General features: G+C 67.9%; 13 protein-coding genes and 3 pseudogenes. 10 read left to right on the forward strand and 6 right to left on the reverse strand.

Annotated elements, in window-relative coordinates; translation table 11 throughout:
- A pseudogene (locus tag E1283_RS03350) lies at positions 1 to 108 on the forward strand (IS5/IS1182 family transposase); the annotation flags it as partial.
- 15 nt (positions 109 to 123) lie between these two features.
- Here the strand turns inward: E1283_RS03350 and E1283_RS03355 are convergent.
- The 4 genes from E1283_RS03355 to E1283_RS03370 all read right to left on the reverse strand — a co-directional run bounded on the left by E1283_RS03355 (position 124) and on the right by E1283_RS03370 (position 4,103).
- Entirely contained in the window at positions 124 to 1,407 is a 1,284-nt protein-coding gene (locus E1283_RS03355; RefSeq protein ID WP_132816336.1) for a glutaminase, read from the reverse strand.
- A gap of 81 nt (positions 1,408 to 1,488) precedes the next feature.
- Positions 1,489 to 2,217 carry an NADPH-dependent F420 reductase gene (locus E1283_RS03360; protein ID WP_132816337.1) on the reverse strand — a complete coding sequence of 243 codons (729 nt, stop codon included), beginning with the start codon at positions 2,215 to 2,217 and terminating at the stop codon, positions 1,489 to 1,491.
- Positions 2,214 to 3,278, reverse strand: coding sequence for an LLM class flavin-dependent oxidoreductase (locus E1283_RS03365; RefSeq protein WP_132816357.1), 1,065 nt, complete (start codon positions 3,276 to 3,278; stop codon positions 2,214 to 2,216). Before E1283_RS03365 ends, E1283_RS03360 begins: the two co-directional genes overlap by 4 nt.
- Positions 3,279 to 3,689: 411 nt before the next feature.
- On the reverse strand, positions 3,690 to 4,103 hold the full coding sequence (locus tag E1283_RS03370) for a MarR family winged helix-turn-helix transcriptional regulator (RefSeq protein WP_132816338.1): 414 nt from the start codon (positions 4,101 to 4,103) through the stop codon (positions 3,690 to 3,692).
- 109 nt (positions 4,104 to 4,212) lie between these two features.
- On the opposite strand from E1283_RS03370, the gene E1283_RS03375 reads away from it, so the two are divergent.
- A complete protein-coding gene (locus E1283_RS03375) occupies positions 4,213 to 5,136 on the forward strand; it encodes an alpha/beta hydrolase (protein WP_132816339.1) in 924 nt (307 codons plus the stop codon).
- Between the two features lie 95 nt (positions 5,137 to 5,231).
- Here E1283_RS03375 and E1283_RS38510 read toward each other — a convergent pair.
- A pseudogene (locus tag E1283_RS38510) lies at positions 5,232 to 5,390 on the reverse strand (alpha/beta hydrolase); the annotation flags it as partial.
- A 393-nt stretch (positions 5,391 to 5,783) separates the two neighbouring features.
- Positions 5,784 to 5,882 (reverse strand): annotated as a pseudogene (locus tag E1283_RS03385) (type I-E CRISPR-associated endoribonuclease Cas2); the annotation flags it as partial.
- A 66-nt stretch (positions 5,883 to 5,948) separates the two neighbouring features.
- Between E1283_RS03385 and dpdE the strand changes: the two are divergent.
- Genes dpdE through dpdD form a run of 8 tightly spaced genes read left to right on the forward strand, consistent with a single transcriptional unit; the run spans position 5,949 to position 23,564 of the window.
- On the forward strand, positions 5,949 to 9,251 hold the full coding sequence (dpdE, locus tag E1283_RS03390; RefSeq protein ID WP_132816340.1) for a protein DpdE: 3,303 nt from the start codon (positions 5,949 to 5,951) through the stop codon (positions 9,249 to 9,251).
- Between the two features lie 55 nt (positions 9,252 to 9,306).
- A complete protein-coding gene (dpdF, locus tag E1283_RS03395) occupies positions 9,307 to 11,835 on the forward strand; it encodes a protein DpdF (protein WP_243744572.1) in 2,529 nt (842 codons plus the stop codon).
- Positions 11,835 to 12,719 carry a protein DpdG gene (gene dpdG, locus E1283_RS03400; protein ID WP_132816342.1) on the forward strand — a complete coding sequence of 295 codons (885 nt, stop codon included), beginning with the start codon at positions 11,835 to 11,837 and terminating at the stop codon, positions 12,717 to 12,719. The genes dpdF and dpdG overlap by 1 nt, the downstream gene beginning before the upstream one ends.
- Positions 12,712 to 15,798 (forward strand): protein DpdH, encoded by a 3,087-nt coding sequence (gene dpdH, locus E1283_RS03405; RefSeq protein WP_132816343.1) that lies wholly within the window; start codon positions 12,712 to 12,714, stop codon positions 15,796 to 15,798. Before dpdG ends, dpdH begins: the two co-directional genes overlap by 8 nt.
- The gene (locus E1283_RS03410; protein WP_132816344.1) at positions 15,795 to 16,469 is read left to right on the forward strand and encodes a hypothetical protein; all 675 of its coding nucleotides are present in this window, start codon (positions 15,795 to 15,797) and stop codon (positions 16,467 to 16,469) included. Before dpdH ends, E1283_RS03410 begins: the two co-directional genes overlap by 4 nt.
- Positions 16,466 to 20,995 (forward strand): protein DpdJ, encoded by a 4,530-nt coding sequence (gene dpdJ / locus E1283_RS03415; protein WP_132816345.1) that lies wholly within the window; start codon positions 16,466 to 16,468, stop codon positions 20,993 to 20,995. Before E1283_RS03410 ends, dpdJ begins: the two co-directional genes overlap by 4 nt.
- 11 nt (positions 20,996 to 21,006) lie before the next feature.
- Positions 21,007 to 21,525 (forward strand): phospholipase D-like domain-containing protein DpdK, encoded by a 519-nt coding sequence (gene dpdK / locus E1283_RS03420; RefSeq protein ID WP_132816346.1) that lies wholly within the window; start codon positions 21,007 to 21,009, stop codon positions 21,523 to 21,525.
- Entirely contained in the window at positions 21,522 to 23,564 is a 2,043-nt protein-coding gene (gene dpdD, locus E1283_RS03425) for a protein DpdD (RefSeq protein ID WP_132816347.1), read from the forward strand. The genes dpdK and dpdD overlap by 4 nt, the downstream gene beginning before the upstream one ends.
- Positions 23,565 to 23,571: the final 7 nt, after the last annotated feature.

Here is a 23,571-nt window from a genome sequence, read left to right on the forward strand (position 1 = left end):
AACCGCCTCAAGCAATGGCGCGGTCTGGCCACCCGCTACGACAAGACCGCCACCATCTACCTCGCCGCCCTCCACATCGCAGGCATCCTCATCTGGTCAGCAACATGATCCGAAAGAAACGGCCTAGTGCGGCGGAGTGATCACCTGCTCCACGCTGCCGACGACGGTGACGCGCCCGCCATCGCCAGGATCAGGATCGGGCACGATCGATTCCGGGTCGACGAGGTAGACCTCATGACCGTCCAGCGTGAGTCGACGCACGATCTCCAGCAGCACGCGCCGCGCCACGTCGTCGATCGAGTAGACCCTCGTGAGGTCCAGAACCACCCTGTTCTCCGGGGGCGAGGTGGCCACGGCCTCCCGAACGACTCTCTCGGCTCCGGCAAAGCCGATCCCCCCTTGCAGTTCGAGGACCCGTAGCGCGTTCGGTCCGCTTCCGACGACACGGTTGGATCGCACGACCGCACGCGCGGTGGCAGGGACCTCCATCACATGCAGACCCATGTCCGCGGAGAGTCGTTCGAACAGCGACACCCCGCGAACACTGTTTCCGTGAGTATCCAGTCGGGGTGAGAACGAGGCAATGCCGATCTGTCCGGGAAGCGCGCCGATCAGGCCCCCAGCCACCCCGCTCTTCGCCGGAATACCGACCTGGGTCGCCCAGTCACCGGCCGCGTCGTACATTCCACAGCTGAACATGACGCTCAGCACCTGACGCACCACCGGTTCCGGCACCACCTGCTCACCCGAGAGGGGATTCATCCCGCGGTTGGCAAGTGTCGCGGCCATGACGGCCAGATCTCGCGTGCTGACGAGCACGGAACACTGGCGGGTGTAGCCGTCGACGACGGCCCTCGCGTCGTCGGTGAGGACGTTGTGACTTCGGAGCATGTGCGCGATGGCGAGGTTGCGGTGCGCGTTTCCCATCTCTGACGCGCACACCCGCTCGTCCATCTCCAGCCGGCGACCGGCGAAGGCCGAGAGGCCGTGGACCACGCGTTCCACGCGCTCTGTCGGATTCAGGTCCTCCGCGCCGGTCAGCGAGTGAACGGTGATCGCGCCGGCGTTGATCATGGGATTGCGTGGGCGTCCGGTGTCGCTTTCGAGGGAGATCTCATTGAACGCCTCCCCGGACGGCTCGACACCGACCTTGGCGAGCACCGGGTCGAATCCGCGGTCGGCGAGGGCCAGCGCATACACGAACGGCTTGGAGATCGATTGGATCGTGAACTCGATATCGATGTCACCGGCGCCGTAGACCACCCCCTCAACCGTGGCGAACGCCACGCCGAGACGGTCGGGATCCGCCGCCGCGAGCTCGGGGATGTATCCCGCCAGCTCTCCGGACGTGTCCGACTCCACGCTTTCGAGCACCTCGGCCAGATAGTCGGGAATGACCGACCGCATTCGTCCTCCTCCAACAGATGTACAAGCCAGGCGCTGTGACGTCAGCGCTGCTTCCTTCGTAGCAGCGGATGCCTCACCGAATCAGAACACCGACGCACGAGCCGGGCCTTCCCCGGTCCGGCCGAGGGGTGGATCGTCGGTTCGCGGGTTCTCGTGAAGTGCGGCCGGAGCATGGATGCCGGTGAGAGCGCGAAGCCGGTCGGCGTCGACGTTGGCTCCGAACGCGGGGGTTCCGGGCTCGAGCCGGACGCCCGCCGCGAGGTCGCCGATGGTGAGTGGGTCGAATCCGAGCGTGTCGATCAGCGCGGACACGACGGCGAGATCCTCCGGCGAGTCACCGGCGATCGCGATCGCCTTGCGTCCGTGGCCGCCTGCTGGTCGAGCCTCGGCCTCGAGGTCGTGGTAGCCCATGTGGTTGAGGGCTTTCACGACGCGGGCGTCCGTGAGGAACCGCCGCACGACCTCGCTCGAGGAGGTGTCGGGTGGGACGACCGCGTCGCGGGGACCATCGGTCTCCCACCAGTGGTTCATCGCGTCGACGACCAGCTTCCCCGCCAGCTCCGGGACCGGGAGTCCGCGGTGTTCGCCGAGCGGGAGAGCGAGGATCACCACATCGGCGGCGTCCGCGGCCCGGGTCGGCCACACGGGGGTCGCTCCGGGGGTGAGGACCTCGGTGGCCAGCGCGATCCTGGAGGGGTCACCGGACCCGGAGATGAGAACCCGGTAGCCGGCAGCGACCGCCAGGCGCGCCAGGACGGTGCCGAGCTTCCCGGCTCCCAGGATCCCGACGGTGGTGACGGGTGCGGTCATCGTGTCGCTCCCGCCGTGGCCGCGGGCCGCTCGGTCAGAAGCTCGCGGACCCGCGGGATGACCTGGGTCCCGTACAGCTCGACCGAACGTAGCCGCGCGGAGGCCGAAACGGTGCCGGCGGCGGAGTAGATCATGTCGAACCGGCCCGCGTCCAGCACCCGGACGGCATGCGCGATCTTGGTCGCGACCGTCTCGACCGAACCGACGTACAGCGACCCGTGGTCCACCTCGGCGTCGAACTCCTCCCGGCGGAGCCGCGGCCAGCCGCGCAGCCCCCCGATCCGGTCGCGGATCTCCCGGTACCCGGGGTAGAAGAGCTCCCTGGCCTCTTCGTCGGTGGAGGCGACGAAGCCGGGCGAGTGCATACCGACGGGCTGCGCGGTGGTGCCGAACTCCTCGCTGGCACGCCGGTACAGATCCACGTAGGGAGCGAACCGGTCAGGGGCGCCACCGATGATGGCGAGCATGAGGCGGAAACCGTACCGAGCGGTGCGGAGCACGGACTGCGGTGTCCCGCCAACCCCCACCCAGGTGTTGAGACGTCCCGAATCGGTCTTCGGGTACACGTCGGCATCGCGCAGCGCGGCACGTGTGGTGCCTTCCCAGGTGACCGGCGTCTCGTCCAGGAGCCGATGGAACAGCTCGACCTTCTCCTCGAACAACACCTCGTAGTCCTTCAGTTCGTACCCGAACAGGGGGAACGACTCGGTGAAGGAACCGCGACCGAGGATCACCTCGGCGCGGCCGCTGGAGAGCGCGTCGACCGTCGCGAACCGCTGGAACACCCGCACCGGGTCGTCCGAGGACAACACCGTCACGCCCGAGGCGAGCCGGATGCGCTTCGTCGCGGTCGCGATGCCCGCCAGCACCGTCTCGGGGCTGGAGATCGCGTACTCGGGTCGGTGATGCTCGCCCAACGCGACCACGTCGATGCCGACCTGGTCGGCAAGGACCGCTTCGGTCACGGCGGCACGGATCGCCTGCGCGTGCGAGACGATCTCACCGCGGTCGTTGCGGGGCCGGTCCCCGAAGCTGTCGATACCGAACTCGATGCCCGAAATATCCATCGTGTGCACTTTCTTCAACGTCTCGTTGATGTCGGGGCGTGACGGCGCGCGGCTCGTCATACGCGAGCGACACCTCCGCCACGGCGATGCCGGTCAGGTCCCACGCGTCCTCGGTACTGGCCAACAGCCGGCCCCGCTCCGCGGCCCCCTCGGCCACCCGCACCACCCCCACCGATCTAGTTGACGCATAAACCATGGCATTGCATGATTGATGTGTCAACTAGAGACGTCACGGGTCACCCACCCGGACTTCGCCCCGCGGCCGGGCCGACCGAGACCCTGACGGTGCGGTCCGCCGGCCGGGACAGCCGTTCCCGACGGCCCCGACGGCGGGCGGACGGGCCCGAACGATCGGCTCGCGGGGCGATCCCATCGAGGCACACCTCGGACCGGAACCCCGCCATCTCACCCGGGCGAGAGCATCTCCTCGAGGATGCGCCGCAGCTCGGCCCGGTCCCGCGGGGTGATCCTCGCCAGCCTTCGGTCGTACTCCGCCGCCAGAGCCGCGAGTGCGCGATCCCGCGCCTCCGTACCCCGAGGGGTCAGCACGAGGCGGTGACGGCGCAGGTCCGCGTCGTCGATCTCACGCCGGATGAACCCCTTGGCGACGAGGTTGCGGACATAGACCGTCACGCTCGCCTTGGGCAGCAGCAGTGCCGCCGCGATCCCCGCCGGGTACGGCGACGCGGCCACCTCCGCCAGGACGAAGAACTCCTTGGTCTCCAGGCCGAGATCAGTCAGCTCCTCCGTGCAGGAATCCATCACGACACTCAGCAGCCGCTGGTTCAGCGTCCACAGCCGCGCACCGTCGACCGACATGCGAGTCCCCCAAACCAAGTGGTACCGTTCTGAACTAGTTCCAAGCTGTACTAGAAGAGTTTCGTACTGGTTCAGCTATCGAACAACGATCTCACGGAGGGCGTCACCCATGCTTCAGCACATCGCGATCCCGCGCGGACCGATCGAGCTCGCGGCCGACCTCCACCTGCCCGACAACGCCGACCGCGCCGCCAACGCCGCGCCGCCGCCCGCCGTGGTGCTCTCCACGCCCGGCAGCAGCGTGAAGGAGCAGATCGGCGCGAACTACGCCTCCCGCCTCGCCGCCCGCGGCATCGCGGCGCTCGTCTTCGACCCCGCCCACCAGGGGCAGAGCGGAGGCGAGCCCCGCGACCTCGAAGACCCCTACCGCCGCGGCGAGGACATCTCCTACGCCATCGACGCGCTCACCACCACCCCCGGCATCGACCCGCGGCGCATCGGCGTCCTCGGCATCTGCGCCGGCGGCGGCTACGCCGTTCACACCGCCCGCACCGACCACCGCATCAGGGCGGTCGGCACGGTCGTCCCCGGCGACATCGGCACGTCGTTCCGCGGCTTCCAGCCCGACGGTCCCGCCGCCGCCCTCGGCGCCCTCGCCGACGCGCGCGCCGAAGAGGCCCGCTCCGGCGAGCCGACCCGCGTGAACTGGCTGCCCGACACCCTGGAGGACGCCGCGGCGGCCGGGCTGACCGACATCGACACCACCCAGGCCATCACCTACTACCGCACCGAGCGGGGCGGCAACGAGCACTCCACCAACCGCCGCCTCTCGCGCGGCGACTCCCTCCTGCTGGGCTACGACGCGTACCACCTGGTCGACCAGCTCATGACCCAGCCACTCCAGGTCATCCTCGCCGGACGCATCGGCAACACCGGCTCCTACGAGTCCGGCATGCGGCTGTGGAAGCTGGCCCCCAACCCCGTCGACCTCATGGTGATCGACGGCGCCGGCCACTACGAGCTGTACGACGAACCCGAACACGTCGACGCCGCCGTCGACCGGCTCGCCGACTTCTACGCCACCAACCTGTAGGCGCCCGAACCGGCGAACCCGTGGTCACAGCCCTGGGTTCGGGGACCGACGCGGCGGCCCGCGAAGGCCCCGTCTCCCGCGCCCGACCCTCTTCGCCCCAGCACCCGCCCGGGGAAACCGCGCAGGTGACCCACGACGACGTCCAGCCGGCTCTCCAGCGGAAAGTGGCCACCGTTCACCAGGCGCACCTCTGCGGCCTCGGCACCGCGGGCGAAGGCCCGCGCCCCCGCCGGGCCGAAGATTTCGTCATCGCGGCGACCGCCCGCACCCCGCTCACCACCGACTCGCCGAACTTCCACGAGCGGAGAAGCAGAAAGACCCCTGACCAGCGTTCCCGCAGGTCAGGGGCCCTCCTTCATCTGTGGCGGCGCCAGGGTTCGAACCTGGGTAGGCTGAGCCGGCAGATTTACAGTCTCCCCGGCACAGGGCTCTGACCAGGCAATTCTCGCCCCTCGATGCCTGCCGCCCCACAAATACCCCACAGACGCGATCCGAAGGACGGCCCCCACGGCCCACAATGATCTGCAGGCCCGAGATGTGTGCGGCGTTCCAGCCCTCGGCCGTCCCGCAGGACGCCCGCCACTAGCCAGCGCGCGGGGACTACCGGGACCGCGCTCCGCTCACCTAGGCAGGTCGGCGTTGTTGACGACGTTCAGCTCCGGTGTGACCTCAAGTAGCCAGCGCGTCAGTGCTCCGCGCAGGTGATCGGGAACAGCAGTGGCAGAAATGACGATCAGCGAGGCCATGCCCTGCTTGTCAGTGATCAACCGTACACTCGCTTAACCGAGATGTTCGGGGGGTGGGTCAGAGTCATGACAGGTCTTCACGCGGGAAACATCGTCGTGTTCGCCGGAGGCCCTGGCATGGGCCACGTCGGCGGCGTCGACCGCGATCGCGTGCGCGTCGACTTCTTCGAGTCAACGGCTGAGCCCGTTGCGGACTCAATGTGGGTGCCAACCGCCGACTGTCGACGCATCCGCCTGGAGAGCGAGACCCGCGTCTACTGGCGCAATCCTGACACGGGTGCGTGGCTGGCAGGGCGTGTCAAGGGCCCGACAGGAGGTGGGTACTTCGTTCAGTTCCCCAACACGAAGTACGACTTCCCAATCCCCGAAGATCAACTTCGGGTGCGCTGGGACCGGCCGGTGGAGAATCCTGTAACCGTTCTTGCAGCTGGGGGGAGTGAATCTGCCTATCGCGACGCGCGGCTACCGATGCTGAATGATCTGATCCACCAGCGCGCGGCCTGCGCGAGCGCCTTCGCGCTGCTCTCCTCCGCCGCTGAGGTGTACCCGCACCAGGTCAACGGAGCCCTGCGCATCCTCTCCGATCCAGTGCGCCGCTACCTGCTGGCCGACGAAGTGGGGCTGGGCAAGACCATCCAGGCAGGTTACGTGATCCGCCAGACACTCATCGACGAGCCGCGCAGCAGCATCGCGGTTCTCGTCCCTGAGGCCCTTCGCCACCAGTGGAAGAGGGAGTTGGTGGAGAAGTTCTTCATCGATGACTTCCCCGGGGCCCGAGTTCAGGTGTTGACGCACGAGGCGCCCGAACGTTGGGCTGCTCATCTGCACTGCGACCTCGTGGTCGTCGATGAAGCCCACCAGCTCGTGCAGGTCCGAGATCCCGACGAGTCCCCGTACCGAGAACTGTGCGCCGTCGCGCACAGCGCCTCGGGGCTCCTCCTGCTCTCGGCGACACCCGTCACGTCGCACTACACCACGCACCTCGGCCTGCTGCACCTATTGGACCCGAAGCTGTACCGCTGGACGGACCAAGCTGCCTTTCAAGTTCGCTACGAGTTGCGGGCCACGCTCGCCGATCACGTGTACGGGCTCGACAGTGAGTACACGTACCTGCTGCCGACGTCCATCGAGCAGATTCGCGCCATCCTGCCGACCGGAGACCAGCGCTTCGCCGAGCTCAGCGAGCAAGTTCTGAGTCTCCTGGATGAGAATGACGAACTCGCCGAAGCGGTCGACGGCAGGGAGCTAGCGCGCCGTGTCGAGGCTCTCCGGGCCCACATCAGCGAGGTCTACCGACTCCATCGCAGGGTCATCCGGAATCGCCGCAACAGGGTTCTCTCCAGCGCCTCGGACTCTGAGATGCTCCCCTTCGAGGTGCGGGGACGACGAAAGCCAGAGTGTCTGCACGTGCGGAGCGGGATTCGCGACGAAACCCATGCCGCCGTCCTCGCGTGGTGGGAGGCTGTTCGGGATGCACTGTTAGATTCCGGAAGCGGTGATCAGCAGTCCGCGTACGCACCAATCCTCGCTGTGCTCACTTCCCGGTCGGGTGGGACCCATGACGACCTGGTGGCTGCCCTTCGCTATCGGATCGTGCGGGACGAGGAGGCGGCCCGTACTGCGGGTCTCTCCGCCTGGGAGCGCCAGGCACTGGCAGGACCTCCGCTGCTCGCCACCGAGCAGGCTGTGCTGGAGCGGCTCCGGCACAGCCAAGGGGATGGTGAGAACAGTAAGTCCGCCCTCGACGCCCTGATCAACGCAGCTCTGCCCGTTTTCAAGGCACATCAGCGGACCGTGGTGTTCTGCGGTCCTGGCGGCCTGGCCGCTCACCTCGCGGACACGCTCCGCGCTCGCTTTCCGAATGCTGACGTCGGCGAACACACCCACCAGGCAGGAAGCAGAGCAGCCGACCGGGCTCTCAGCGACTGGAGCAGTGCGTCCCGGGGCCAGCGGGCGGTGCTCGTGGCCGACGACTCTGCGGAGGACGGCCTCAACCTGCAACTCGCGGACGCTGTGGTCCACCTGCGTCTGCCCTGGTCTCCCAACCAGTTCGAACAGCGTCTGGGACGGGTTGACCGGTATCGTGGCGCGGCCTCGGCGAGCCAGTCCTCGCCCGCCCGGCAGTTCCGGCTGAGCGGCGAGGAGGGCGGCGAGGACACGTTCACGGATGCGTGGGCGGCGATGTTGCAGCATGGCTATGGCATCTTCGATGATTCGGTGTCGACGCTTCAGGACGCCATTGCCGAGGGCCTGCCGAGCGTCTGGACGAGGGCCTTTGAGGAGGGGCCCGAAGGGCTTGCCGCCGCTACCGTGCAGGTGCAGGCGGAGCTGCGGACTGCCCGCGAGGCCATCGACAAGATGGACCTCCTGGAGTCGATTCACGAGGCGTCCCTGGACAGCCGGGACATCGCCCATTCCCTCGACTCCTACGAGCAGAACTGGCGCGTGACCAAGCGGGCCGTCGAGCGATACACCTCGACCGACCAAGGCGGCATCAAGCTGCGCCGCCAGACCCGCACAGTGCGTTCCTGCGAAAGGCTGGAATTTGGCCTCGCAGACTCCCTCCCCTTGATCGATCCCCGCCATTGGCAGCACATCCGGAGACGGGTAACCCCCGAGATGGCGGTGGGCACCTTCAATCGCTCGGCCGCCCTTCGAGCACCGGGCACACGGCTGTTCCGCCGGGGCAATCCGCTGATCGACGCCTTCGCCTCCGCCGTCTTCGTCGACGATCGCGGACAGGCAGCGGCCCTTCGGCGCTTGGACCGGGCTCTGGTCGGCGATCCGGTTCCCTACTTCGGCTTCCAGTACTTGGTGGAGGCGGACATTGGCCCAGCGCTGGCGCTGGTGGATAACCCCGGAGCCAGGCACGCACTACGGCGGCACGCCGACACGATCCTGCCGCCCTTCACCCGCAGCGTCTGGCTGGCGGCACATGCCGATACACCGATCACCGACGCCGCTCAACTCGACTGGCTCAACAGGCCGTACGACAAGCGAACTGGGGACTTCAACTACAACAAGGACCGCGTTGGCGAGTTGATCGGTCTCTTCGGTGGCTGGGATGCCTACCGGCTGGCCGCCGAGGCAGCCGCCGAGGCGGCCCGCTGCCGCCTGGCCGCCACCACCGACATGGAGCGGCGCTGCAAGGAGGCGGAGCACCACGCGCGGCAGCGACTGGCTGTCGCCCGTGCCCAGGCTCTGGCCCGGCAGGCGGCCGGCCATCTGGTGGGCGACGCCGAGAGCCAACTGACGGACGTGGGCGTCACGGAGAGGTTGATCGACGGGCTCACGCATCCCACCGTGCGGGTGGTGGCGGCCGTCTGCCTGGTGCGCGCAGGACTGGAGAGAGTACGGCATGGAAGTTGACGGTTGGGCGCGTGCGCAGGCTCTCCTGGAGGCATGGCCGGACAAGCCCCCACGGGTGGTCGCCACTGGCACGGCGCGCCGCCTTGAGGACGCGCTCGCTGGGCTGGCCAGCGGCGCTGCGGGCCACCGCGACATCGCCGCTCTGACCAGGCAGGTACTGCTGGAAGCCCAAGCCAGAGGCAACAGTGGCCACCTCACCGTCCCGGTTCACGAACTGTTTCCTACCCGAGAGGACTGGGCCGAGGCTTGGTGTGGCAGTGTGCCAGGCAGCCGCGAGGGCACGCTGCGCGTATGGGCCCGCCCGTGGTCCCCAGGTCAGCCCGAAGGGCTGGCCGCCCAGGCCGCCGAGGCCGACCTGCGTCAGGTGCACCTGGGCACGAACTCGCCGCAACGACGATCGCTCGCAGCTTGTGACGGCGACCCGTTCTGGGTGGCCGCCCTCGGAGACCGCTACCACCAGTACCTCTCAACGGCTCAGCGCCAGGCCGCGCGGTCGGTGGCGCTCGCGCCCCCCGGCAGCACCACGATCGTCTGCCTTCCCACCGGCCACGGTAAGACGGATGTCGCCTTGGCACCCATCCTGCTGGGCGGCGGCGTCGGCGTTTCCGTCATCGTGGTGCCGACGGTCATTCTCGCGATCGACTTGGAGCGGCGGATCCGCGCTCTCATCGGGAACAGGGGACGTGGCTCACCCTCAGGGCGCTACGCGTATGCCATGAGCCTGGACGCTGAAATCAAGAAGCGCATGGCGGACGACGTCCGCACTGGCAGCCAGCGAGTGGTGGTGAGCGCTCCGGAATCCGTCACCCGCGGACTCAAGAAGCCACTAGCCGATGCGGCCGCAGCGGGTCTTCTACGCTACTTCGTGATCGACGAGGCCCACCTGGTCGAGCAGTGGGGCAACGAGTTTCGGCCGGATTTCCAGGTTCTCTCCGGCCAGCGCCACGCCTGGTTGAGCATGGCACCCAAGGGCACGGCGCCGCGCACGATCGCCATGAGCGCGACACTCACCGAGCACCAGGTCATCACTCTGCGTACGCTGTTCGGTAAGCCCGAACCACCCCAGATCGTCTGGGGGAAACAGATCCGCAGGGAGCCGAGCTACTACGTCGAACGATTCCAGGAAGACAACGAGCGCACGGCGGCCGTGCTGGAGGCTGTCACGCTGCTGCCCCGTCCACTCGCGCTGTACGTATCCACGAGGGAGGCTGCGACGGCGTGGCTCAGGCGCTTACAGGAGGCGGGTCTGCGGCGCGTCACACGCGTGACGGGTGACACCTCCGATGATGACCGTCGAACCACGGTCGAGGGCTGGGGCGGTCCGGCGGCGGAAAGCGCCGAGCGCGGGCCGACCCGCTTCGACATCGTCGTGGGCACGTCAGCGTTCGGCCTTGGCATTGACCTCCCCGACGTGCGCACGGTCGTGCACGCATGCCTGCCGGAGACTGTCGATCGCTACTACCAGGAGGTTGGACGCGGCGGACGAGATGGCAGCCCGTCGCTGGCGTATCTAGCCATGGCCCGCAGAGACGTCCGAACCGCCGAGAGCCTGAGTCAACAGGCGATCCTCCGGGCGGAGACGGCATGGGAGCGCTGGGAAGGAATGTTCCACAGCCGGCTATCCGAGGAGGAGGGGATCTTCCGGCTCGATCTTGATGCCCTGCCAGCCCGTAAGAACACGCGCACCGATGCGGGGCGACAGTGGAACGTCCGCGCCCTCAACCTGCTGACCCAGGCCGGGCTGGTCGAGTTGCGGGAGGCCCAGGAACCCCAGCGACGTCGAGACGAGCCGGAAGCCTCCTTTCAGGCGCGGCATCAGGATTTCAAGGCGCGTCTGGGCTCCCTGGTGGATGTGATCCCCGACGGCCGGGTAAACAGCAAGGCAGACTTCATCGAGCAATTCGATCGCACCCGGAACCGCATCCTCGCGAATCAGAGAGCTGCCCGCGAACGGCTGTACGAAACGCTGAGCGGCTCCCGCTGCATCGGCGACGTGCTTGCCGAGCACTACACCGTCGAAGGGCATGCCACGGCCCCCGCCTGCCGCGGCTGCCCGCACTGCCGTCGCAGCGGAGTCCCCGAGGCCGGGCCCGAAGGGTTTTACCAACTGGGCTGGGATCCGATTCCCGGTGTGGCCCGGTGGCCCGAGCTTTACGTGGATCCCCTCGCGGGGTATCGGCCACCGGGCCAAGCCTGCCTGAGTATCTGGTGGGAAACCGACGAAGAGCGCCGAGAGTTGATCCCTGACCTGCTAGCCCGGCTGTGTCGATTGGGCATGCCGATGGTCGGCGGACCAGGGCTGTCCGCAGCACTGGCCCACTCTGTCCAGGAAGCAGCCCTGCCCTATCCCCTCGTACGGGACGTCGACGCCAGCCTACTGCTGACGCACCGGCCGCCGGTCCTGTGGGTAACAGACAGGACCGACGACGCCATGGCCCAGGAGGTGCACTCCCGGCTCACCAGCCCAGACATCCTCTATCTGTTCCATCCCCGGTCGTTGCGCCACCCGGAGCGACCTGACTGGCGACTGGCCGACATCCACACCGCCAGCATTTCTGTTCACACCGCTGGGAAGGCCCTGTAATGACCCTGCTCAACGATCCCGCTTCGCTGCCGACACCGATGTGGACGGTCGTGCGCTTCCTGAGCAGTGTCCGGCGTCCCATGGGACGCGAGCAGGCACGGGCGTATCTGAGCCCGCCTGCCCTTCGGGAAGACGGCAAGATGTTTGACTGGGCCGTGAACACGCTGGCAGATCTCGGACTGCTCGATATTTCCGAGGGTGACCGGATCTGCCTTGCGGATCCTGCGCGCCACCTCGACGGGCAGGGCCTCGCCGCCTTCCAGTCGGTACTGCGAGCTGCGGTGCTAGACCCGGAGCGCAACGCCGGGCTTGGCGAGGACGACAGTCAGATTGGTCCGCGCGACCTGACTCGGGCCTTGGTCTGGTTCCTCTCTCTGGACCCGAGTGACACCGCGCTCAACTGGGCTGAGGCGGAGCATGCGCAAGTCGGCATGCTGCCAAAGCAGGTTGGTGTGCCGTTCGCCAACGGCAACCGATGGAACAACTTCACCGAATGGGCCCCTGTGCTCGGCCTCGCGGCGCCGAGCCCGCTGGAGACGAGTCGGCTCACCCCCGACTGCACCACTGCGGTGCGGCAGGAAGTGCAGGCCCGGTGGAAACCAGGCGAGAGAGTCCCTGCGGTAGAAGCCCTCAACATGCTGCGTGCCGCACTACCGGTGCTCGGCGGAGGCGCCTACGCGGAAGCGGTCGGCCTACCGTCCCCTGGCGAAGCAGTGGCGGGCCCAGCGCTGTCGTTTGCTCTGCTCAGAGGCGACGATGAGGAGTGGCTCCGCCTGGAGAGAGAAGCCGACGCGCCCCGGAACCTCAGCGTGTACGACCCCGGGCAGCCCTCCTACCCACGCACCTACAGTTCGATCACCATCCTGGAGGGATCTCGTGGCTGATTTCCGCGGCTATCTCTGCTGGGAGCCGGAGACGGCCACGACGACCATCAGCACGGAGGCGGTCAGCCCCTCGTCGGCGGTCTTTCTGGCGACCCACACCCCGTTGCGCATCAGGCAGGCACGCATCCAGGGCCGCAGCATTCTGCCCATGGACGCGATTGTGGACGAGCACACGGTGCTCCGCGATTTCCTGGAACGGAAGCCGGACACCGGGACACTGCTGATGCCAGTCATCGGCGACTCCGGCTCCGGCAAGTCCCACTTGGTGCGCTGGGTCAAGGAGCGGATGCCCGACTCAGATACGCGCCGCGTGATCTACCTGGAGAAGGCGCGCACCAGCCTGAGGGCTGTCGTGGAAACCCTCCTCGACGGCGTCCAGGACAAGAAGCTGGACCGGCTGCGCGACGACATCCACTCCTTCACCACCAGCATGGATCCCGAGGCCCTCGCCCGACGGCTGATCAACGCCCTCAACGAGGCACTGGCCGCCACAACACCGCGGGGTCTCTCCGGAGATGCCCGGATGCTGGCCGGCCCACGCGGTCTCGCCGCTCTCGTGCAAGACCCGCACATCCAGGAATATATGCTCCAGTCCGACAAGTTCATCCCGCAGTTCGCGACGCGAATGCTGGAGGACCGGGGAGAGGGGACGTCGGAGCGCGCACCGACGTTCGCCGTGGACGACCTGCCTCTGAAGATCCGCGACATTGAACACGCATCTCGCGTATCGGGAAACCTGCTCAGGCACCTCCTATCCAAGTCGGAACTGTGCGACGCCGCCGTCACCCTGCTGAATGATCACTGGGAGGCGGCCGTCAAGAGCGTGTCCAGCCTCAGTTCCGGGCGCCTGCACGAGGCAATGTTGCAGGTGCGGGAGGCGTACGCCGCCCGAGGCAAGGAGATCGTGCTTCTCATCGAGGACTTCGCCCTCATCCAGGGTGTCCAGCGGGACCTGCTCGACGCGATCACCGAGGCCGCCCACCGTGACGGCAAAGGCCGGTACGCGCGCATGCGCACCCTGATGGCTGTGACCCCGGGCTACTTCCGGGATCACCTGCCGGAAACCGCACTCACCCGCGTCGCCGCCGCGACCTCTGGTTACGTCTACGACCTTGACGTGCCCTTCAGCAAAGAGGACACGGGGGAGGAGGCCATCGCATCCTTCGTAGGCCGTTATCTCAACGCCGCGCGGATCGGCCGTTCGGCGTTGGAGCAACACGGCGCGGGCAAGGCCCCCAACCCGTGCGGCCCGTGCCCGTTCAAAGGACCCTGCCACGAGGGCTTCGGAGTCACCGACGACGGTCACGGGCTCTATCCGTTCAATCGCAACGCGCTGGTGCGCATGGTGCACTCCGTGGCCCCGAAGGAGCAGCCCTGGGCCTTCGTGCCTCGCACCGTTCTCGGCAGCATCGTCCGGCCCATTCTGATCGAACACGCCACTGCCCTGACCGAAGGAGCATTTCCAGAACCTCGTTTCCGAGAGTTGTTCCCCATCGCCGACCAAGACGACGAACTGCCCACCAATACCAGCGAGATCGTCGACGATGAGGACAAGCTCGACGGCACGCGGCGGAAGCTGGTGCTGGAGTTCTGGGCCGACGCGCCGGATGATCCCAACGATGTGCCCAAGAGCGTGCTCGACGCCTTCGCGCTACCGCCCCTTTCCCTGCCGGGCGGAACAGCCGACCGCCCTCGGAAGCCAGAGCGCACTTCCGTCCGGCGTGACAGGGCGACGACAAACCGGTCCGCTCCGGCAGCCGAGGCAGACCCCGAAGGAGTGCCGCCATCCGTGGCCCGCAAACTCCACCTGGCGGAGCAGTGGGCCGCTCGCGGCAAGATCCTGCCGCAGGCGGAGGCCAGGGAGATGCGCACGATCGTCGTGGACGCCATCCTCCGGCGGTACCACTGGCAGCATCCTCCTATGCAGGAGCAGGGCTTGGGTGTGCTCCGCGAGGCCATGCCGGCCAAGTCCACGAGCGTCTCGATCGAGGGCGCGGGCGGAGAGAATCTAGTCGGCACCGACCGGGCGCCCGTCAAGTTCACACGGAAGGCCGCCGACAGCCAGTTCTTCCAAAGTCTCTTCAAGATCAGCCACGGAGCGGGTCATCCCCGTTCGGAAGACGTCAGACGCCTGGCGTCCATCGCTGATCAGCACGCCGATGCCGTCACCGCCGCACTTCGCCGCAGTCTGGGAACGTCCGATGCCGAGCTAGTCCTGGGACTGCGGGCGTCATTGCTGGGGGCTGCGCTTGCCGGTAGGGTCACCCCCACCTCCGACGACACCGAGTTGCTCTCCGCCGCCCTCGACGACGGCCGGGACTGGTCCCGCGCGGACATGGCGACCCGAGTCCCAGTCTGGACACAGGCGCTGGAGCGACATCTGCATCACCGCCCCAAGATCACGGATACCCTCCGATCCAGCTTCGGCGTCTCCCAGGGCAGCACCGGCGCGGTACGCATGATCGACGCCGCACGCGCGCTGCCGCTGCTGCATCAGGCCACCGCGACCTGGGAATGGAGTCCCGACGGTTCGCTTCCCCGCTGGATCCCGAACCAGGCCGTCGGCGGCTTCGCCACCTGGGACCGCTGGATGGACGAGCAGGCAGCGGTGCTGCGCACCCGGCTGTCGGAGATCAGGAAGCGGTTGCCCGCCGGGGTGAGCGGTCCGGAAACGGCTGCAGCGGTCGATGCGGCGCTGAAGGAGGCCCTCAAGGTGGGTCTGCTGGCCCCGCTCTCCCGCGACGAGGTGATCGAGTTGCGGGAGTTGCTGTCGAGTCTGGAGGGTGCGGATTGGCGGGTGGTCGCGGCGCTGGAGGAGGATCTCCGCCGCGTCGACGACGCCGACCGCTCGGCCGATGAACGGCGGGACGCGCAGATCACCGCTGCGGTACGTGACCGTGGCGCCACCCTCGATGACATCGTGAGATTCCTAACCCTCGCAGACCAGTGGCTCGATGGGGCACTGGCTCAGGCAGCCGCTCGCAGCGACTCTCTGGGAGACGCCGCAGCGCAGCAGGTGCAAGACGTCCTAGCGCAGTGGGCCGCGCTGACCGGACGGGAAGGTGAACAGAGCCAGTGACCTCCGTACTCGACAAGGCACTGCGCTTGCAGGGCGAGGCGCGTCGGCTGGACGCCAGTTCACAGGGCGAGGGGCAAGCCAGACGCGTAGCCGGGCGTGTGGACGAGCTCAGCGTGGCGATCGGCGACCTGGCTGAACAAATCACGCTCGCACGGTTGATCCACGAGCGGACCGGCGTTCCGGCGCCCTTGGGCGACGTGGACGCCGGGCGCGAGAACCTGGCCCGCAGGGCGGGGAGCGGTCTTCCCTCGGACCAGGCGTTCAACGCCGCCCGGCGCAAAGTGGAGGAGACCACCCGTCGCCTCACCGGGGAGAACCTGCGAGTGTGGCGGGAGTGGGCCGCTCAGCAACTGGCAACGCTGGACACCAACCGCCTCCCCATGCTGCCGGTGGACCGCCAGAAGGCGATCCGCACGACACATCAGAAGCTGGTCAGGCGGGCCGAGACGGCGAAAGTCAGTGCGGCCGAGGTGACGCTCTTCGTCTCCGAGTGCGAAGGCCTTCGGGAGGAGTTGGCCTCTGTGCCGGCAGCCTCGGCGGAGTTGCTGGCCCTGATGGAGAGACTGTCCGCCGGTGACGTGCCGCTGAGCCAGGTGACGGACGAGGAGATCGAATTGCTACGTTCGCGCCATCAGGACGAAACGATCATGTTGCGAAGGGTGGGCGCGTGACTCGGGACTACAGCTCCGATTTCCTCGGGCAGGTCCTCAACGATCTCGAAGACCTCGAACTTCAGCTGCTCTCGTGGGGGATCACCACCGGATCGATCTCCGCTGACGAGGTCTTCGCCGCCATCGATCGCACGCTGGCCACCCACAAGCAAGCACCGCCCGGGGCCACACCCGACGACGTGCGTGAGGCACTCCTCGCCCGAGCCCTACTCTTCCGGGTGCCGCGCACGTCGCCCCCGGTCTATCGGACCCGCATCGCCGAGGCTCTGCGGCTGACCGTTCAGCTGCGCCAACACTTCCCCCGCTGGCGACCGCCGGACGATCCACCCGCAGGCTGGTGGCGGAGTTCCCCCCGGCTCGTGGCCGACTACCGCCTACACGCACCCCGGCGCAGGTACCCCAAGCCCGAGGTGCCCGCTGAGGAGGCTCTTGCCGCCCTCGCGGGCGTGCGGGGCTGGGGAAAGGTACAGGAGCGGGTGGCCAGCGTCCAGATTGGTGATCTGCGGCTAGCCCGTTTCCAGTTGGACGCCGCCGTCGCCGTCTACGACTCCCTCTCCCGTCGGCAGTCGCGCGGCGTCATCGTGGGTGCTGGCACGGGCAGCGGTAAGACCCTCGCCTTCTACCTGCCCGCGTTCGCCGCCATGGCGGAGAGCCTGCGTCAGGGGCGCCACCGAGTGCACACCCTCGCGCTCTATCCACGCAATGAGCTGCTGCGGGATCAGTTGCGAACAGCGCTCATCACCGCCAAGACGGTCGAGCCCGTGCTCCTGGGGGAGGATCGTCGTCCGTTGCGCATCGGCGCCCTGTACGGCAATACACCTCAAAGCGCGTCACGGCTCAGGGCGTCGCGGCACAGCCAGGCGAGCGGGCAGGCATGGGCCCGGCGGGGCGATGGTTTCATCTGCCCGTACCTCAACTGTCCGATGTGCGACACGGGCGAGCTGATCTGGCTCGACACAGACCGCAAGGCAGGCCGCGAGCGGCTCTGCTGTCAGAACTGCGAGGCAGCGATCCCGGAAGGGCGGCTCGCCCTGACGCGGGAGTCGATGCGGCGCCAGCCGCCTGATCTGTTGTTCACGACCACGGAGATGCTCAACCGGCAGAGCGCCAACCCCGACCTGGGACCCCTGCTGGGCTGGAGTGGCGTCTCCCGTCCGTCACTGGTGCTACTGGACGAGGTGCACATCCAGTCCGGCCCACAGGGTGCGCAAACCGCCCTCCTGCTGCGCCGCTGGCGGCACGCCGTGGGTCGGCCGGTGACCTTCGTCGGCCTGAGCGCCACGCTGAAGGAAGCCCGCCGGTTCTTTGCCCAGCTGACGGGCCTGTCCGAGCTTGATGTCGAGTATGTCGAACCGGACCCGCGGGCGATGGTGGAGAAGGGGCGGGAGTACGCGATCGCCCTCCGCGGGGATCCCCTCTCTAACGCCAGCTTGCTGTCCACCTCGCTCCAGACGGCGATGCTCTTCGGCCGGATGCTTGACCCTATTCCGGTGAACGAGCGGCGAGACAGCCTTTTCGGTTCCACGGGATTCCTGTTCACCGATGCCCTGGATATCACCAACCGCCTGTACGACTACCTGCGCGATGCTGAGGGCGGGCAGACGCGTTGGGGGCGCGGCAGGGGCCATCCGGTCCTGGCGGCCCTGCGCTCCCCTGACCTGCCTGAACAGCACGACCGCTACCAAGAGGGCCAGTCGTGGGACCTCGCTGAGAAGATCGGCCACTCCCTGCACAAGCTCCTCACGGGCCAGGCACTGCGGATCGGACGCACTTCCTCCCAGGACGCGGGAGTCAGCGCGGAGGCCAACCTCATCGTGGCCACGGCCTCCCTCGAAGTGGGCTTCAATGACCCGCGCGTAGGGCTGGTGCTGCAGCACAAGGCGCCGCATGACGCGGCTGCCTTCATCCAGCGCAGGGGACGCGCTGGCCGGCAGCGCGGCAGCCGGCCGATCACCGTAGTTGTGCTCTCGGACTACGGGCGCGACCGCTTGGCCTATCAGGGGTACGAGGCGCTGTTCGCCCCAGAGCTCACGTCCCGGAACCTGCCCGTCGGCAATCGCCACGTCCTCAAGATCCAGGCGGCCCAGGTGCTGTTGGACTGGCTGGGCCGCGACCTTCATCGGGTCTACCCGAAGGCTGATCCCCGTTTCCTGCTGCACGGCGCCCGGGCCGCGCAGCGGGCCGACGTGGAGGGTCGCCCCCGGTTCTGGCTTGCCGAGCGCCTGCAGGCCCTGCTGGAGGACCGAGACGACCTCCGAGTCGACCTCGCCCGGTTCCTGGCAGCCGCCCTGAAGGTCGACGCCGACACGGTACAGGCCGTGATGTGGGAGCAGCCCAGGTCGCTCATGCTCGCCGTGGCACCGACCGCGCTGCGCCGCCTGCGCAGCGCCTGGAATCCCGTTGGCAGCGACCCGGGCGCCGACCGCGACGCCGTGCTCCCGGAGTTCATCACTCCAGCGCTCTTCGAGCAGCTCAACGTGCCGGACGTCGAGTTCGCCCTGCCGTTTGAAACCTTCGATGCTGAGCCTGAGCGGCTCGCCATCGAAAGCGCCCTGCGCGAGGCGGTCCCCGGCCGCGTGAGCCGACGGTTCGGCTTCCGCCGTGACGATCATCGAACATGGCTGCCCGTCCCTGACGGGCAGGACACACTTCAAGTAAAGGAGGTGGCGCAGGGCGTCGAGGAGGGCGAGTGGACCGCATACGGCCACAGGCAGCGGCTGCGAGTCCTCCGGCCCTACCGCATCGAGTTGGCCGCGCCACCGGCGCAGGTCACCGACTACTCCCAGGGTCGACCCCGCTGGGGCACGGAGATCCTCAGCCCGCCGAGCACCGACACGAGTGAGGCCCTCGTGCCGCAGATCGCGCCGTGGCGGCACCGCATCAAGTCACTGGAATTCCATACGCACGCCGATGGCAATCCCATCGAGGTGCGGCGGATGACATACGGCGCCGAGTGCGCGATCGGCCGGCGCGGCCGGCCCACCGAGCGTCGCACTGTGCGGTACGTAGCAGGTGCCCCTCCTGTCCCTGCGGCCCTGGGGTACCGGCTCGAAGTCGATGCCGTGCAGCTCAGGGCCGCGCCGCTGGACCCGTCCGCATCTGCGGTCCATCAGCATCTGGTATCCCCAGCCTGGCGTACCAAGGCGTTTTTCCATGCGGTGAAGGAGGACCCGGAACTCTCCACGGTCGCCAACTCCTTCCAGCGCGATTGGCTGGCCCTCGTGTACCTGACCGCCTTCGCGCTCGAAGGCCTGGACGGCGGCCAAGAACCGGAGAAGATTTACAGAGGGCTGGCCGACGGTTCCTGGCGGAACCGGCTGCCGCAGATCCTCAGCGTGCTCTACCGGGAGGACGAGTCCTCGGGCGAGGAAACCTCCACCGAGACCGGTGCGGCCAGGGCGAGCCGCATCGATGAGCTGAGTCAGGTGAGCCGGATGCCGGCCGTGCTTAACGCCCTGCAGCGCGCTGGCCAGCTGCTCATTACCAACGACATCGCGGAACGGACCGCGGAACTGGCGCGCCGTTCCTACTGGGACACGCTGGCCTCCGCCGTCCTCGAGGCGTCCCTACGCGCCTGCCCGGACGCCCAGGACGGCGACCTGATCGTGGATGTCCAGCCGAATCCGGACGAGGGTGGCACTGCCACGATCTGGCTGAGCGAGACCTCGGTAGGCGGCCTGGGCGTGGTGGAACACCTCGTCCGGCACTACGGCGAGGACCCACGGCGCTTCTGGTCGCAGGTGGCATCTGCCCTGCGGCCGAACCAGTACGAGTACACCGACAGCTCCCTCACCCGGCTGCTCGAGCACCTCATCCATGAGGAGCCGTCGGGGGAGGCCGCGACTGCGATCGCGACGCTGCGCTCGCCCACTTCGGCGGCCGACGCCGATCGGGCGCTGGAGCACCTGCGGGCCGCCTGGTCGCGCCTCGATGGCCCTCCGCGGCACAGCGCAGTTGCGGCGCTGTCGACGCGGCTGCTGCGGCCCGGCAGCAGCCGCGAGACCGATGGTCTCGCCCTGCGGCTGGTTAACGAGTGGACGGCACTGGAGGAACGGCTCGGCTTCGAGGTCGACGCCCGCGTGATCGCCTTCGTGGTCGGCACGGGCCAACTCGACCTCGGCGGCGTACGCTCGCTCAGCGCTGACCAGGCGTTCAGCCTGCTGTGGCCGAGGGGCGACCGGGCGCGCAACCATCACCTGGAGTGTTATCAGCCGTTCCTGGACCTCGATCGTCCCATGGTGCTCGACCGTCTCCTGGCCGCCGCTGCTCACGACGAGCAACTGCCGCGCCTCACGGTCACGGACGAGGGCTGGGAGCCTCAGTATCAGCAAGCAATCGCGGACTCAGGGGCGGTTGAGCTGATCTGCCCGGCAACCGACCGCCGAGCGCTGGCGGAGGCCATGGCGCGGGTGCCCGCCCTTCGCGTTGACCACGATGTGCTGCGGATCCACGGCGCCGTCGTGGCAGTCAGCCGGCACGAAGACGAGTTCCGCTGCCGAGTGGAGTTGGCGGAGGCAGAGCAGTGAGAGAATCCGACATGCTGGAGCGCACGGTCCGCACCGGGGCGGGCACGGGTCTGCGGGCCGACACGTTGCTGGCCTCAGCCCTGCTCGCCGAGCTCGTAGCCCCTGGTCCCGACCTCTGGGTGGTCTCCGCCTGGATCAGTGACGTCGAGATCCTGGACAACTCCTACGCCGGTTTCAGCGCCATCCTTGATGAGCGGGTGGGCACCACCTGTCGGCTCTCCGAGATGCTAGGCATGATCGCCAACGCTGGCAGCCGGTTGCACATTGTGACCCGCCCCGGCGCGCACAACGAAGCATTCGTCTCTCGCGTACGCGCTGCCATGCGAGACCCGAGGCCTCTGCACGTGGAGTTCGACGCCGAAGTCCACGAGAAGACCATGTGCGGCCGGGACTGGATCCTAAGCGGCTCGATGAATTTCACCGTCAACGGCTTGGGAAGCAGCAAGGAGCAGGTCACCTACACCGTGGGAGGCGGCAAGGCGGCCCAGGCTCACCTGGACTTTTCGGAGCAGTGGGGGACGCGGGCATGACAGAGCCTCAGGCCGAAGAGAAGCCCACCTGGGACCGGGCGGCGATCGAGACGCTGATCGAACGGTTCTTCGAGGAAGGCAACGACGCGATGCGCTTCCGTGCTGCCGTTCAACCCTTCGTCGATGCGCTTCAGCAGGGCACGGATGTGCCCATCGTGCTGCCCAGGTTCGTTGAGGCGACCGACCGTTTCGCCGTCTACGTCATCGCCCGCGACGCCGCAGACGTGTCCCGAACCCGCGAACTGATCGAAGCCTTCGCCGGCGGCACGTACTGCAAGGGAGGCGGGGTGACCCCCGCTCGGCTTGACCCGGCAGACCCTGTCGATGCCGCCGTCATCGACTTCGCGGGCCCGAACCGCACCTTCACGTTGGACGCCGGCCTCGGCGGACAGAAACGGGCCAACCTGCGTAACGCCATGAGGCTCATGCAGTCGACGGTGGCGAGCGGGCCGCGTCGCCAGTGGCGGGTCCCCCAGCCGCTGGGACGGCTGCTGGCGGAATTCGGCGCAGCGCTCGCCGCAGGCGGCGAGGCCACATCGCGTGACGTGCTCGAACAGATCGCGGAGCGCGGCGGACTCAGCGCCACCAACCTGACTCATCTGCGCATCAAACGCCTCGACCGGCTGGGGCTCAGCGGCGAACTGCTCTCCCTTCCCGGGCTCGATCGTGTACTACTCCAGGATCCACCAGCGCCGGTCAAGGAAGCCGTGCTCAGTGCGGTTCACTCCGCGGTCCTCGCGGACCCGCTCGCGAAGGGAGACTTCTCCGCCGCACGAGACGGCCTGTGCGACCCGACGCTGCCTACGCCCCTGCCACTGCTGGAAGACGTGCGGCTGTACTCCGACGAGGCAGTAACGGTACTGATCACCGCGGCCGTCGGGCGCGGCGATGCTGCCGCTGTGGCGCGGATGATGGACGACCTGGCTGCCACGGGACGTCAGGGGGTGCTGCCTAACGCGCTGGCAGAGGCGGTGGCACGCCTGTTGGAAACCCGCACAAGCGCGGCCTCCGCGAGCGGCGGTCCCAGCACGACAGTTCAACCTGATCCGGTGCAGGAGGCAGGGGCTGTGACCATCGTCGCGGCGCCCGCTCCGACATCATGGTCCGTGCTGTACGAGGCCGTGCGCGAGGCGGGAGAGGGCTTCGGTTCCGTGATCCGCGAGGAGACCTGGCGGGACTGGCCCTCCCCAGCCGACGTCGACGAAGACCTCAGCGCGGTGGCTACCACCTTCGACGACGCCACGTGGAAGTGTGCCTGGGAGACGCTCACCGGGCCGCTCATCGAGGCTGTGGGTTACGACCAGTCCGCACCGCGAACCGTGCTCGCGTTCCTCACCTACGCCTTCTCATTCGACCGGTTCGGCCCCGGTGACCTGATCACGGTGCAGGCCCTGACGGAGATCTATCTACGGTCGATCCCAGGGGCGGGCGCCTACGCGGAACTCCTCGATATGGTGTACGGCTCCTGCGGACAGTGGGTCTCGCCCGAGAATGCCGTGGTCGCCATGGACTTCGCCGATCGTCTGGTCTTGGTGGCTGCGCCCGACCGAGAAGCGCGGACACGGCTGGCGGTTGCCCTCCTGGAGCCGCTGAATCGCTATCGTGAGCGGCTCGATCCACAGGCGCTCGCGTTCGCCCGGCAGCTTGCCGGGGAGTTGGAGATCCCGTTCGACTGGGAGGTCGCGGAGCAGCCCACAGAGATGGCGGCAGGCGACGCCGAGCCGTTGACCGCCTCGATACTGCTCTACTCCCTCGACCAAGCTGTGCTCCAGCGGACCGCGACCCGACTCCAGGGAAGTGCGCCTCACCTGCGCGTCTCGCTTTCCGACGACAAGGTCGGCAGCGACTCCCTGCGTCAGAAGGCACGCCACGCGGACGTGGTGGTGTTGGCAACGCGATGCGCTACGCACGCGGCCACCGGGTTTATCACCCAGAACGCCCGGGACTCCGTGATCAGTTACGCGGACGGAAGCGGCTCGGCATCACTGCTGCGAGCGGCGAGCGAAGGGCTAAACCAATGGCGGCACCGGGCCGGGTAAGGATGTC

This window comes from Streptomyces hainanensis, assembly GCF_004348415.1.
Classification (GTDB): Bacteria; Actinomycetota; Actinomycetes; order Streptomycetales; family Streptomycetaceae; genus Streptomyces; species Streptomyces hainanensis.

Excerpts from the sequence above, each read along its gene's own strand:
- E1283_RS03370 (WP_132816338.1), bottom strand. The coding sequence starts at position 4,103 with ATGTCGGTCGACGGTGCGCGGCTGTGGACGCTGAACCAGCGGCTGCTG.
- dpdD (WP_132816347.1), top strand. The coding sequence starts at position 21,522 with ATGACAGAGCCTCAGGCCGAAGAGAAGCCCACCTGGGACCGGGCGGCG.
- E1283_RS03360 (WP_132816337.1), bottom strand. The coding sequence starts at position 2,217 with ATGACCGCACCCGTCACCACCGTCGGGATCCTGGGAGCCGGGAAGCTC.
- E1283_RS03355 (WP_132816336.1), bottom strand. The coding sequence starts at position 1,407 with ATGCGGTCGGTCATTCCCGACTATCTGGCCGAGGTGCTCGAAAGCGTG.
- dpdG (WP_132816342.1), top strand. The coding sequence starts at position 11,835 with ATGACCCTGCTCAACGATCCCGCTTCGCTGCCGACACCGATGTGGACG.
- dpdK (WP_132816346.1), top strand. The coding sequence starts at position 21,007 with ATGCTGGAGCGCACGGTCCGCACCGGGGCGGGCACGGGTCTGCGGGCC.
- E1283_RS03375 (WP_132816339.1), top strand. The coding sequence starts at position 4,213 with ATGCTTCAGCACATCGCGATCCCGCGCGGACCGATCGAGCTCGCGGCC.
- dpdE (WP_132816340.1), top strand. The coding sequence starts at position 5,949 with ATGACAGGTCTTCACGCGGGAAACATCGTCGTGTTCGCCGGAGGCCCT.